The organism is Streptacidiphilus jeojiense (genome assembly GCF_000719095.1).
GTDB lineage: Bacteria > Actinomycetota > Actinomycetes > Streptomycetales > Streptomycetaceae > Streptacidiphilus > Streptacidiphilus jeojiensis.
The window spans coordinates 27,657-40,899 of the sequence record NZ_JOEH01000045.1; the positions used below are offsets into that span (position 1 = coordinate 27,657).

Sequence of the window (13,243 nt, forward strand, 5' to 3'; positions counted from 1 at the left end):
GCCTCACTTGGGTGGAGACAGGCCGCCAGCGGCCATTCCAAGGGAGGAGCGCGGTCAACGCAGGCTATGCCGGTGGTCTAACAGTTGACACAAACGCGCCCTAACGACTGAGTGAACACCGTCGCCGGCTCGTCGGCCTCGTCATGGCTGCTCCTGACTAGCCGTCAACCGGTATGGGCAGGTTGGACGGCCGTCCCGCTGATGACGTCCCATCAGGCATGGGTCAGGCGGCGGAGCAACGACCACGAATCTCACGACTACAGCAATGTAGACACGGCTGTGCCATGGTGCTCGCCTCCAGGCAGCCGGCGCAAGCACTCCGAGGGAGGAGGCTGAGAGCCGAACCCACGCTGCAACGCGGTCCGGGAACTGGCGGTGGGATGCGCCGGCGGACGGCCGCTGTCTGCCCGCCGTTCGTGTCAGTCGGGCCGCTTCCGGGATCCGTGCGACCGTTCCTTCGTGTACAGCCGCAGGGCCCGCAGCAGGACGGCGGGGCGTGCCAGTGAGTCGGGATGCGCCAGCATGGTCGTCACCCGCGCCATTCGTTCACTGGTGACGGTGTCGGTGACCGACTGCTCGAACAGCAGGCCGGCCACCCAGCGGGTGAGCCGGTACCCGCGCGGGTAGGGCCCGTCGACGTGCGGCAGGGCGAGGTCGGCGAAGGTGGACACCTGCCAGGCGGCGTCGACCACGACCCGGACCAGGGCGAAATAGCCGAGGGCCGGATCGGTCAGGGTGGTGTCGGTGGCGTGCAGGTAGGCGGACAGGCAGGAGGCGTGCAGGGCGGCCGAGGTCATTCCCTGCCCGTAGACGGGGTTGAACGAGGCCACCGAGTCGCCTGCGGCGACCAGTCCGGCGGGAAAGCGTCGCAGCAGGTGGAAGTCCCGCCGCCGACTGTCCGACTGATGGTAGGTCACCACCTCGCCGAGCATCTCGGCCCGCTCGGCGATGTCGCCGAACACGGCGGGGAAGTCCGTGCGGCAGCGCTGCAGGTAGTCCTTGGTATCCCGGCTGGGCCGGTCCTCGCCGTAGCCGGAGACCAGCATGATCCAGCGCTGGTCCTCGACCAGGGTGAAGCCGCCGATCCGGGCCGGGGCGCCGGTCTGCGGATCTGCCGCGGCGACCGAGACCGCGTTCCACACGTCGGTGATCGCCGGGTCGTGCCGGAACACGGCGGTGGCGTAGTTGAGACGGATCGGCATCCGCCGCATCGGCGGGCGCGGCCATCCAGCCTGTTCCAGCCAGTCGCTGAGCCTGCTGGAGCGCCCCATCGCATCGACGACCAGGTCGGCGGCGAGGGCCGCGGCGTCGTCCGCGAGGTCGGCGCCGTCGGCACCCGCCGGCCGGTAGCGCACTCCGACCACGGCGTCCCCCTCCCACAGCAGCCCTTCGGCCTGCCCGGTGACCATGCGGATGTTGGGCGCGGCGAGGGTCTTGCGGCGCACCAGTGCCTCCAGGAAGGGGCGGGTGCTGACCAGGACCGGCCAGTCCTGGTCGATGGGCGCGGTGACCCGGCGGCGGCCGTCGATGTAGAACCACTCGCGCGACCCGTCCTGGGGCGGGGTGACCGCACCCAGGGCCACTGCCTCGGCGACGAAGCCGGGGAACCATCGCTCCAGCTGGACCGCTCCGGCCGGGAGCAGCGCGTGCACCTGGCTCCCCTGCGGGACTCCCGCCCGCGGCCCCTGGTCCACCTCCGAGCCGTCACGCTCGACGATGAGCACCTCGTCGGCGTGCTCGCTGAGCACACGGGCGGCCAGCAGCCCGGCCATGCTGCCGCCGAGCACCACGGCCTGTCCCATCGTCACCCCGCCGCCCTGGGGCGGCAGCCCGGTGGCGATCTTCTCGAAGAGCCGCGCCTGAGAACCTGACACTAAGTCAACTCCCGCTCTCTTGAGTTTGGTTCACGAACAGCCGGGAGCGTAGCGGGTAGGCGTTCGGGATATCCAGAGCGCCTGGCACGCTCTCCTGGATCCGAAGTATGGGGTGCCGCGGACCCAGCTCGTGCTCACGCGCTGCCGGCGTCACCAGCGCACCGGCAATACCGAGGGCGGGGGAGTCCCGATCGAAATCGTTCGCCGCCGGGCGCCGGCGCTGCTAGCTTGCGCGGCGTGATGACTGCTGATGACGTGCTGTCGGTTTTGGCCCTGTTCCGCAGGGCCGGGGTCGACGTCTGGATCGGTGGCGGATGGGGGATTGACGCCCTGGTCGGCGAGCAGACTCGAGACCATGAGGATCTGGACGTGATGCACCGGCAGGACCAGGAGGCCGCCCTGGTGGCGGTCCTGTCTGCGGCGGGTTTCGTCGAGACGCTGGACTGGAGGCCCGTCCGGTTCGTCGTGACGGCCCCGGACGGCCGCCAGATCGACCTCCATCCGCTGGTCTTCGCCGATGACGGCTCCGCGGTGCAGGCCTCACCCGATCCACAGCACCCCTTCGCCTACCCCGCCCCCTGCTTCGTGACCGGCACTGTCCAAGACATGCCCGTCCCGTGCCTGTCCGCCGAGCAGCAGGTGTACTTCCACCAGGGATACGAACCCAGGCAGCGCGACCTGCACGACATGGCGCAGCTGCGCCGGGTCTTCGGGACAGCCACGCAGTTCTGACCGCTCGTTTATGTGCTCCGCTTGTGCAATGTCTTGACTGTGCATCAACTATGCGGCAGTGTCGCGGACTTGAACCCTCTGACGCAGAACCGCGGCTGCGCCGGTCCGAATGTTAGCGCTAACAAATCCCTGAGTCGCACTCCACCAGAGAGCTAGGGAGAGGCATGAGGAACATCATCCGGACAAGGCTGGCCCGATTCGGGGCGGCTCTCGCCGTCCTGATCGGCGCGGTGGCCGGCGCCACCGCGACGGCCGGCACCGCACAGGCCGCCACCCAGGGACCGTGCGACATCTACGCCGCGGGCGGCACCCCGTGCGTGGCCGCGCACAGCACCACGCGTGCGCTCTACGCCGCCTACAACGGTTCGCTCTACCAGGTCAGGCGCGCCTCGGACAGCAGCACGCTGAACATCGGCGTGCTCAGCGCCGGCGGCTACGCCAACGCCGCGGCCCAGGACTCCTTCTGCGCCGGCACCAGCTGCGTCATCACCGTCATCTACGACCAGTCCGGCCGGGGCAACAACCTCACCGACGCCCCCGCCGGCGGCGCCGCCGGCGGCCCGGACAACCTCGCCAGCGCCACCGCGGCCCCGGTCACGGTCGGCGGCCACGAGGCCTACGGCGTCTACGTCGCCGCCGGCACCGGCTACCGGGACGACAGCACCTCCGGCATCGCCACCGGCGACGCCGCCGAGGGCATGTACGCGGTCCTCGACGGCACCCACTACAACGGCGGCTGCTGCTTCGACTACGGCAACGCCGAGACCAGCAACAACGACACCGGCAACGGCCACATGGAGGCGATCTACTTCGGCAACATCAAGGTCTGGGGCTACGGCACCGGTAACGGCCCCTGGGTGATGGCCGACATGGAGAACGGCCTCTACTCCGGGGTCAACGCCGGCTACAACGCCAACGACCCGACCGTGAGCAGCCGCTTCCTGACCGCCATCATCAAGGGAGAGCCCAACCAGTGGGCGATCCGGTCCGGGAACGCCCAGTCCGGCAGCCTGTCCACCTCCTACAGCGGAGTGCGTCCCAACGTCGCCGGCTACAACCCGATGCACAAGGAGGGGGCGATCATCCTCGGGATCGGCGGTGACAACAGCAAGGGCTCCGCCGGAACCTTCTACGAAGGGGTGATGACCTCCGGCTACCCGTCGGACGCCACCGAGAACTCGGTCCAGTCCAACATCACCGCGGCCGGCTACAGCACCAGTGCGAGCACCGGGAGCACCACCGGACCGCTGCACGCGGTGGGCGCGGGCAAGTGCCTGGACGTCCCCAACGGCACCACCACGGCGGGGACACAGGTCCAGATCTACACCTGCAACGGCCTGGCGCCGCAGGCCTGGACCCACAGCTCGTCCAACCAGTTGACCGTCACCGACAGCGGTACCACGGACTGCCTGGACGCCAGCGGGAACGGCACGACGGCCGGCACCAAGGTGATCATCTATCCCTGCAACGGCCAGAGCAACCAGCAGTGGACGCTCAACTCCAACGGCACCGTGACCGGGGTCCAGTCCGGCCTGTGCCTGGACGTGACCGGCGCCTCCACCGCCAACAACGCCCTGGTCGAACTGTGGACCTGCAACGGCGGCAGCAACCAGCAGTGGACCCTCGGCTGACCGGTAGCGCGGTCAGCCGCTAGTCCGACCGCACCGACCGCACCGATCGCACCGACCGCACCGACCGCGCCGCGGCCGACGATCCTCCCCGTCGGCCGCGGCGCACCCGTTCCCTCAGCGGCCGGGCAGCACGAGTATCTGCGCAGGACCCGGCCGTCACCGGGTCAGGGGAGGCTCCACTTCTGGGCGCTGCTGCCGTTGCAGGTGTAGATCTGCAACTGGGTGCCGGTGACGGTGGTGGATCCGGGGTCGTCCAGGCACTTGCCGGAGTTGGGGTTCACCAGGGAGCCGGATGCGCCCGGCTGCCACTGCTGCTCCCCGGTTCCGTTGCAGGTGTACCACTGCACCTTGGTGCCGTCCGCAGTGCCGCTGTTGCTGACGTCCAGGCAGCCGCCGAGCACCTGGAGGGTGCCGTCGCTGCCGACCGTCCAGCTCTGGGCGGAGGTGCCGTTGCAGGTGTAGAGGTCGATCGGGTTCCCGTTGGCGGCGACGCTGTGCAGGTCGTCGGCGCACAGGCCGGTGCTGACGCCGGAGGTGATCGGACCGGTGGCCGGTGCGGTCCCGCCCCCTGCGGTGCTGAAGCCGACAGCGAAGACATGCAGCGCCCCCGCGCTCACGGCCGACGGCAGCCGTACGCTCGCCACCGTCTTCCCGGCGGTCAGCGTGACCGGCGCACTGCCGAACAGGTAGGTCTTGACCGTGTCGGAGGTGGTGCCCGCCTGGTTGCGGTAGGCGGCCGTGGCCGCGACGGTGCTGCCGGACAGCGCGGTCGCCGAGCCGCCGTTGAGGGTCCAGTCGGAGAAGGCCAGCGGGACGGACTGGGTGGTGCCGTCGGTGAAGGTGACGGTCGCCGTCCCGGAGGAGGGTCCGTTGCTCGCCGAACCGAGGAAGGAGATCGCCCCCGAGCCCGACGCCGCGATCGTCTGACCGTTCGCCAGGTAGTTGTCCGGCTGGCCCGCGGCGACGTTCGGCCAGGTGTAGGTCACCCCGCCGGCGCTGACCGTGCCGCCCGGGTTGACCCCGGCCGTGGACAGGGCTGTGGCGGAGTAGCTCCAGCCGCCGCCGTCGAAGTCGGCCGAGGAGGAGGCGGAGTCGGCGGAGATGCCGATGTCGCTGTAGCCGGGGTTCCCGGCGTAGGAGGGCGGCGCGGCCGAGGCGGCCGAGGCCCAGGAGGTGTTGGCGGTGGTGCCGAGGGTGAAGCCCAGCGTCCCGCCGCCGCTGATCGCGCCGGCGGGCGCGTAGGCGTTGTTCCAGTCCGACCCGTTCCAGGTGGCGGACTGGACGTACGGGGCGTTGTCGGCCGCACCGCTGCCGTTGACCGTCAGCGTGCTGCCGGACGGCAGGGTGAGCACGGCCTGGGTGAACAGCGGCGAGCCGAGCGCCAGGTCGGCGGTGCCGGGGGTCTCCGGGTAGAGGCCCAGCGCGGACCACACGTACCAGGAGCTCATCTCGCCGAGGTCGTCGTTGCCGGCCAGGCCGCCGGGTGCGTCGGTCCAGATCTGGTCCTGGACCTGTCGGACCACCTTCTGGGTCTTGTACGGCTGGCCGACGTAGTCGTACTCCCAGGGGATGTTGAGGCTGGGTTCGTTGCCCAGGTCGGTGTACCCGTTGCCGCCCGTCAGCGAGGACAGGTCAGTGTCCAGGAAGGACGCCAGCTTGCTGTCGCCGCCCATGGCGGTGGCCAGGCCGTGCACGTTGAACGGCACCATCGGGGTGTACTGCCAGGAGTCGCCCTCGACGAAGTTGGTCCCCGAGGTGGGCGAGAAACCGGAGCTCCAGGTGCCGTGGGCGTCGCGCGGCTGGATGAAACCGCTGCTGTAGTCGAAGAGGTTGCGCCAGTCCTGGGCCCGGTTGGCGAAGGCGCTCTGGTGCGCGGTGTCGCCCAGCGCCCCGGCCAGGGCCGACACAGCGAAGTCGGCCGAGTCGTACTCCAGCGTGGTGGAGGCCGGGCCGTAGAAGTTGCAGCAGCCGTAGCTTCCGTCGCTGGGCAGGTAGCCCAACTGCTCCAGGTAGGACAGCCCGGGGCGGTCGTTGTTGGCGTTGGTGGCCTGGGCGACCATGTCGTTCAGGGCGGTGGCGCTGTCGAACCCGGTGGCACCGAAGGCGTGGTAGTCGGCCAGGATCTCGTCGGCCGGGTCGCCGACCATGACGTAGCTCTCGCCGTTGTCCTCGGACCACTTGGGGAACAGTCCGGTCTGCGCGTAGTCGTCGACCATGGACTGCGCGGTGTCCGAGGCGGCCTGCGGGTCGACCAGCGCTTCGAGTTGGGCCTGCGAGCGGTAGATGTCCCAGCCCGAGTAGTTGGCGTAGGCGGCCTGGTGGCCGGAGTCGACGGTGTGGGTCTTGCCGTCGAAACCGTAGTACTGGCCGTTGCTGTCGCTGATCACATTGGGGTGCAGCAGCGAGTGGTACAGCGCGGTGTAGAAAACCGCCTGTTGGGCGGCGGTGCCGCCGGAGGTGGCGACCCGTCCGAGCACCGAGTTCCAGGCGCCCAGTGCTGCGCTCTGGGTCGAGCCGAAGTTCCAGTTCGGGTTCTCCGCGGTGCGGTTGGCGACCGCGTTGGCGGTGGAGACGTAGGAGATGCCGACCTTGGCCTGCACCACCGGGTTGCTGGTGGTGTTGAAGGTGACGTAGCCGTCGCTCGCCGCGGCCTGCGGAGTCACCGCCTTGGGTGCGACCTTGGAGACCGGGGCCTTCCCGTGCAGGGTGGGCTTGTTCTTCGCCTCGGGGGTGCTCGGCGCGACGCCGGTCTTCGCGGTGGCGCTCGGGACGGCGTCCTTGACCGCCGCCGTCCCGTTGGTGGCGAACGGCTGGTCGAAGACCATGTCGAAGTACACGGTGTAGGTGTTGCTCGCACCGCAGAACTTGCCGCTGGTGACCTGGCCGCTCACCTCGGTGCTGCTGACCACGTTGAACTGGGTGTTGGAGTCGCCGTTCTGGCTGCCCGTCAACTTGAAGACCAGGTTGGCCTGGGTGGTGGACGGGAAGGTGAACCGAGCCATCCCGCTGCGGGTGGTGGCGGCCAGCTCGGTCTTCACCCCGTTGTTCAGCGAGACGGTGTACGAGCCCGGCGTCGCCGACTCGTTGGCGTGCGAGAACGCGTCCGTCGCGCTGGTGCTGACCGCACCGACGGTCGGCAGCACCGGTATGTCGCCGCCGGCCCCGCAGCCGGGGCCGGCGATGTGAGTGAGGCTGAACCCGGTGATCGACGAGTCCTTGTACTCATAGCCGCCGCCGTCCGGACGGGACGGGGTGTCAGGGCTCCACTGCACCATGCCGAACGGGACGTCCGCGCCGGGGAAGTCGTCCGCTGAGTTGGAGGTGCCGATGAACGGGTTCACCAGCGAGGCGGGCGCGGTGACCAGAGCGGCCTTCGCCGCCGGAGCTGCCGCAAGGGCCGGCGCTGAGCCGGCGCCGTAGGCGAGCAGGGCGCCTGCGGCGAGGAGGGCGGCTAAAGCCCGGTTCTTATCAAGTCGTGGCATGTGGGATCGCACCCTTCTGACAACGTTGTCGATGTGCGGAACATGACAACAAGTTGGGCCCAATGCGGACCACTGTCAAGACACTTCACAGCCCGAGGCAGTGGCTTGCGCCCTGCGCACCGCTGGACGGCGTTCCCTGGGCCCGGCTGGCGGCTGGCGGTGGGTTCGTGCCGCAGCCCAAGATGTGGTTGTCGAGCAGGTCAACGGCACGCTGATACTGCATCGGCGGCTGGCGCGACCTCGAGCTGGCCGGGTGAACGCCTTCGACTTCCTGCGGCACCTGCAGGTCGATCAGGTCCAGGCCGCCGCACCCACCGAGCACCTGCAACCGCAGATCGACGAACTCATGGCGGCTCTCGTCGAAACCCGAGCACGCCTCACAGAACTGCAGACCATCTGCAAGGTCATCGAGGGCCGTGTTGCTCTGCCGGGAAGGATCACGAGCGTTGGACGTCGCCCAGCGTGTCGGCGTCGGCGTCGAGCCGTCGACGGGCTTCTACCCCTGTGGCGGGGGTGCGCTGCCACAGGCGGATACTCACGGGTGGTTGGTCCACGGGCGGGTGCCGGCGGCGGTGCGGAGTTGGATGCTGCCGCTGTCCTCGATGTGGAGGACGTTGGTGGCACCTCTGGTGGCGGTGGCCCAGGTGGCTTTGCAGTAGCGGTTGTAGATGACCAGGTTGCCGTCGCGCTGGAGGATGCAGACGCCGGGGTTGTCCGGGGTGCCGGGGGAGCGCCAGACCACCGGCGAAGGAGAACCGGTGACGCCGACCAACAGCTGGAAACCTCAGCCGAACCGGTGATAGACGACGTCAGCAAGATCCGCACGGTCGAAGGCGGAGACATTGGTGAGGTGGCTGTCGAACGGGCCCACTTTCGACACCGAGGAACCGCGGCAGAACACGATCTGAAGTCCGTGCTCGGGCTCCCAGGCGCACTCGCACTCCACGGAGACATACACCTTCCGGTCGCCGTGGGCGTCCTCCCGCTGGACCGACACCTCGCCTCCGGGCCGGACATGCGACCAGACATCGTCCGGGCCGTCGATGGACACGAAGCCCTCCTCGTCGCCCACCTCGGCCTTCACATCCAGGTAGTACTGGAGGACCGGTTCCGACGCGGACCTCAGAGCCGACTCGTCAAGCCCCAGAAACGCGCTGATGGCCGCCTCGAAGTCAACCTTCGCGTCGTCATCGTCATAGCCGGCGATGACGAATCGGCACAGGGCGTCGGCGAAGACGGGAACAGGAAGCGGCGGACTCACGTAGTCGCCAAAGTCAGCATCGACGGTCACGGGGCCGAGGCCGGGGATCTCCATGCGCGCACTCTATGGCCTCTATCGAGAGCCCCAGAGGGCACGGCCACGCTACGACCCCAGGGGTCAATTCTGCGAGAGCGTTGACGCCGCCTGGACCCCAGAGGGGAAGCCCGCTTCATGTACCTGTGGAGCTTGGCGCCGGCCGGAGCGTTGGGCTATCTGCGCAGTACGCTTCCGGCCGGAGGTGGGTCCCGTGTTCTGGACATGGTCGACGCTAGTCGGAGGCTGTTTGGTTGCCGCTGCGGGCATCGTGAGCGCGAGCAAGCGAAGCGCGTCATCCACAACCCGGAGGGGCGGATGGGCGCTCGTGATCTTGGGGGGCAGCAGTGTCCCGCGAGCCTTGCCTCTACTGTTCGGCAGCTTCAAGCCGTACGTGGCACTCCTGGAACTCGCAGCGGCAGTGCTAACCATTGCGGGGGCAGTCCTCATGATCCGCAACGTCATGTCTGTCAGGACGCAGCAACGCTTGCGCACTGAAGGTGCCAGCGTGCCCGCAGCGGAGTACAGCAACCGGCCCAACCAGTAGCAGGCATCCTGACCAGCGCTGGGTTGGTCCGACCAAGCGAAAGGGCAGGACATGGCGATGCATCCCGGGGTCGAGGCACTGGCACGGATCATGCCGACCGACACCGGCGTCGACGAGCCGATCAACTGGGCTGCGGCTGAGGGCGACCTGGGGACCCGGCTGCCCTCGGACTACAAGGCATTTATGCACACCTACGGATCCGGCGTCATCAACGGGATCACCCACATCCTCCTCCCGGTTCAGGCCCCGGACCGCCTCCATGAGCAGGAAAGCATCGCAGAGGGCACACCCGGAGCCCAAGCGACCTGGCACCACACACCCGAACGCCAGCGCCCCGACGTCGATCCCGACGACATCATGATCTGGGGCCGCACCCCCGGCCCCGACATCCTCTGCTGGGTCACCACCGGGGACGATCCCGACCAGTGGCCCGTCCTCGTCTGCGGCCGCCACACCAACTCACGCTGGACGCTCTACCCCTGCGGCATGGCCGAGTTCCTGATCAACCTGGTGACGAACCAGTACGACGACGCCATCAGCATCGACGAGACGCGCCCGCCACGGTTCCTCCACTGGCGCGAAGAGGAACGACTCACTGCGGCGGGAATCTTCGACCATTACCCAGAAGCCTGAGCAGCCGACACGGCCACGGCAGCCGCCAAGGAGCGGTCTGATTGAGCAGCACTACGCCGGTTTGATTCGGGGACGCGATGTTCTGGGCCTACGACGTCGCTCTTGGGGATCCTGTTCGCCGAGGCGGCCTTCCAGCCGAGAAGGCCCAACGGACTCCTACTAGCCACTGATCTTGAGCAGTTCGGTGATGGCGGCGCGGATCGCTTCGTCCTGGGCGAAGCCGCGCCAGCCGCCATTGCAACGCAGCCGCTGATCAGCAGTTGTCACGTCGCGCAGGCGGTCGGCGGCTGGGGCGGCGGCGGGGCCGATCTGGGTTAGATACCGTACTGCGGGGAGCGAGACCGGCTGGTAGGCGCCCTTGGTCAGGCCCTGTACGGCAGTCGCCAAGGCAGGGACGGTGATCTCGGTGTCGCCGGTGGTGGCCCACAGTGCGTGTGCTGCCTCGACGCGGGTCCATACGTCGGCGGCGGCGGTCAGTGCCCGGAGCTGATCCGCGAAGGCGGCGGCGTGTGAGCCGAGGTCCGCGAGCCTGCGCACGGCAGGGTGCGGGAGTCTGCCCAGGGTGGCCATGCGTCCAAGGGCTGCCAGGGCCGGTCCGGGGTCGCCGCTCACTTTCCAATAGGCCCAGGCGGCGAGTTCCGCTTGGTCGCCACTGCCCGAGCGGGCCAACAACGCGTCGCGTGGCTCATCGGCGGCAACACCGATCCCTCCCAGGGCCACTGCTGCCGCTGGCCAGGTCCGGTCCCCTCCCAGCAGAGCGAACAGGTCGGGAATCGCTGCCTTCGCTGCAGGTCCCCAGTCCGCAAGCACCTGGCAGAGTCGGTTGAGCGTGTGGTCGTCGGCTGAAGCAAGCTTGTGGCCGACCGCCGGCGCGAGGACCTCGCAATGGTCCGGCAAGGCCGCCAGGACTTCGTGCAGGCCGGGCAGGACGGGATAGTGCCAGCCTGCGGTGACGGGGTAGCTTGCGGAAACCGAGGCGAAGCCGGACCGTGTGCCGCCCATCAGCCCCATCAGGAGCGGCAGGCATCGTGCGTCATTGATCCGAGCCAGCGCCCACAGGGCACCCTCAGCGACAGTCTCCTGGTCCCGGGTGGCCCGGGCTGCGGTGTCGCTCAGGAGTGCCACTACGTCGTCGGCATACGCTGCGGCGGCTGGGCCCAGGCAAGCCAACAGCTCGACCGCGCGAAAGCGGACCTCAGGCGCGGAGTCGTGCAGCCGAGCGACGAGAGCGGGAAGCAGACCTGCGTTGGCCGAACGCCATTGCGCCAGCTGTCCGCCCGCCAGGGAGAGCGCGCCGACCCGCTGGTCGGCATTGTCATGATCGGCCAGCAGGCCAAGGGTGAAAGCCGGGAACGGGTCCGGGAACAGCAGTGCCGTCCAGTGCTGGACGCCCTCGACGCCGGCCTCGACCGTGCTGGACTTGCGCCACAATTCGACGCTGGGGTCACGGATGGCCTCCAGCAGCGCACCGACCTGGCGTACGGGGAGCTCAGGGTCGGATGGGGCCAGCGCATGCACTGCCGCCAGGCGCATCTGCGCATCCGGTTCATCAAGTAGCCCGCGGAGTAGATCGATCACCTCAGAGGCCCGCTGACCGGCAGGTTTCCGAGTGATTGCTTGCCCCAGAGCGAGCACCAGGTCAAGGCGTGCTGCCGCGTCGTCCTCAGCTTGCAGGCTGTCCAGCAGGGCTGGCAGGACGAGTTCTCCGGGGCTGCTGCAGATACCAAGGATGTGGGCCGCGTCCCGCCGGATCTCTGGACAAGGATCAGTCAGCAGGGCGAGTATGCGCGGCAGAGTCTGTTCCCAGGCCGGCTGCCATTCGGGATCCACGGCAGCGACCTGCCCGGCCTCGGCAGCCAGCCTCCACACCAACTCCAGCGTCATGCGCCGTCCGGGAAGCAGGACGTCCGGACTCGCAGCCAGCCCCACGACATAGGGCAACGCGGCCGGTGCCGCTGAACAGATCCAGCCGCCCTGGTGAAAAAGATGGTTGAGGAGCTGAAATGCCGCGTCGTCGACATCGTCCGGCTCAGCCCCCGCGCATCGGCGTAGAAGGCCAGGGATGTTCTGCGCGGATCCGTAGTTGTGCTCCAGTGCAGCCCAGTCAACTTCATCCAGTCCCACCCACATGCCCGGACCCTACCGTCGTGTGCGTCACCGAACGACTCCGGATCCCCCGACCAAAGGTCTCGACCGCCACAGCTGGATCATTGGTCTCCAGAACCGCACGGCCCTTGACTGGGCCCCGAACTCGGCCACTGCCTGCGCATGCCCGCCGAAGGCCCGTGCGAATGTGATCTCTGCCTGCGGTGCTCCAAACCCTTCACCACCAGCGAGTACGCCCTACGACTACGCGAGCGGCTGGTCCGCGAACACGAGCTGGCCCAGGACGCGGTCGAACGCGGCTGGCCCGCGAGGTCTGACGGCACACAGCGATCTCCGCCCGGATCTGCGAACTCCTCGCGGACCGCGGTGAGTCCGTTGCCCCTGACACGCTCGGGGATGCGTGATCCCCTCTTCGGGTCGGCGGGGCATCGGCGATAGCCGCTGGCCTATGCTGCGCGGGTGACTGATGAAGGACATGGCTGGGATCCGCTGTCGGCCCTTCCTGAGGGTGAGCGGGAGAGGTCCTTCGGTGGGCGCTGGGAAGACCGCCTGTGGCAGAACGTGCCCGGCCCCTTCTACACCGGCATGTCCGACAACTGCTGGACCGGCCGTCTGCACGCTCCCCGCCATGTGCTCTACGGCGGGGAATACCTCACCGAGTACGTCTACCGTCAGCCGACGACAGCGGCCGACGTCCTGGCCTTGCTGACGGCCGCGCAGGAGGATCCGTTCGCCGGTTACGCCTGCGACGGGGACCGCTGGTGGACTCCGCGAGGTGTTCGCGATTGGTGGCAGGAACGCGGACGGGTCGCGGACTACCTGTCGGGGCTGCTGCCCGAGTGGTCCGGGTCACGTCTGCTGGCGTGGTGTATTGACGGCCAGTCGGTGATCTGGTTGTGAGGTTAGGCGGTGAGGGCGGTCGGGTCGGTGGTGTCGGTGGGTTG

At 68.6% G+C, this 13,243-nt stretch carries 10 protein-coding genes; 4 read left to right on the forward strand and 6 right to left on the reverse strand.

Annotated elements, in window-relative coordinates; genetic code table 11:
- Positions 1 to 419: 419 nt before the first annotated feature.
- Entirely contained in the window at positions 420 to 1,874 is a 1,455-nt protein-coding gene (locus IF29_RS0138200) for an FAD-dependent monooxygenase family protein (protein ID WP_232242807.1), read from the reverse strand.
- A gap of 240 nt (positions 1,875 to 2,114) precedes the next feature.
- Here IF29_RS0138200 and IF29_RS0138205 point away from each other — a divergent pair, with 240 nt between their 5' ends.
- Complete coding sequence (locus IF29_RS0138205) at positions 2,115 to 2,606, forward strand: nucleotidyltransferase domain-containing protein (protein ID WP_030265979.1); 492 nt, start codon at positions 2,115 to 2,117, stop codon at positions 2,604 to 2,606.
- A gap of 164 nt (positions 2,607 to 2,770) precedes the next feature.
- Positions 2,771 to 4,237: an arabinofuranosidase catalytic domain-containing protein gene (locus tag IF29_RS0138210; protein ID WP_030265982.1), complete on the forward strand. Its 1,467-nt coding sequence runs from the start codon at positions 2,771 to 2,773 to the stop codon at positions 4,235 to 4,237.
- A gap of 164 nt (positions 4,238 to 4,401) precedes the next feature.
- Here the strand turns inward: IF29_RS0138210 and IF29_RS42830 are convergent, their stop codons facing one another.
- From IF29_RS42830 to IF29_RS0138230, 4 genes are all read right to left on the reverse strand, one after another.
- Positions 4,402 to 7,719: a lectin gene (locus IF29_RS42830; RefSeq protein WP_051726577.1), complete on the reverse strand. Its 3,318-nt coding sequence runs from the start codon at positions 7,717 to 7,719 to the stop codon at positions 4,402 to 4,404.
- A gap of 85 nt (positions 7,720 to 7,804) precedes the next feature.
- Positions 7,805 to 8,047: a hypothetical protein gene (locus IF29_RS47180; protein ID WP_030265990.1), complete on the reverse strand. Its 243-nt coding sequence runs from the start codon at positions 8,045 to 8,047 to the stop codon at positions 7,805 to 7,807.
- Between the two features lie 207 nt (positions 8,048 to 8,254).
- A complete protein-coding gene (locus IF29_RS0138225; protein ID WP_198037669.1) occupies positions 8,255 to 8,461 on the reverse strand; it encodes a hypothetical protein in 207 nt (68 codons plus the stop codon).
- A gap of 42 nt (positions 8,462 to 8,503) precedes the next feature.
- Positions 8,504 to 9,034 (reverse strand): DUF6985 domain-containing protein, encoded by a 531-nt coding sequence (locus IF29_RS0138230; protein ID WP_030265997.1) that lies wholly within the window; start codon positions 9,032 to 9,034, stop codon positions 8,504 to 8,506.
- Positions 9,035 to 9,617: 583 nt separating this feature from the next.
- Here IF29_RS0138230 and IF29_RS0138240 point away from each other — a divergent pair.
- Complete coding sequence (locus IF29_RS0138240; protein ID WP_051726578.1) at positions 9,618 to 10,193, forward strand: SMI1/KNR4 family protein; 576 nt, start codon at positions 9,618 to 9,620, stop codon at positions 10,191 to 10,193.
- Between the two features lie 159 nt (positions 10,194 to 10,352).
- Here the strand turns inward: IF29_RS0138240 and IF29_RS0138245 are convergent, their stop codons facing one another.
- Entirely contained in the window at positions 10,353 to 12,323 is a 1,971-nt protein-coding gene (locus IF29_RS0138245) for a HEAT repeat domain-containing protein (RefSeq protein WP_030266005.1), read from the reverse strand.
- 435 nt (positions 12,324 to 12,758) lie between these two features.
- Here IF29_RS0138245 and IF29_RS0138250 point away from each other — a divergent pair, with 435 nt between their 5' ends.
- Positions 12,759 to 13,199, forward strand: coding sequence for a hypothetical protein (locus IF29_RS0138250; protein ID WP_232242809.1), 441 nt, complete (start codon positions 12,759 to 12,761; stop codon positions 13,197 to 13,199).
- The last annotated feature ends 44 nt before the right edge of the window (positions 13,200 to 13,243 follow it).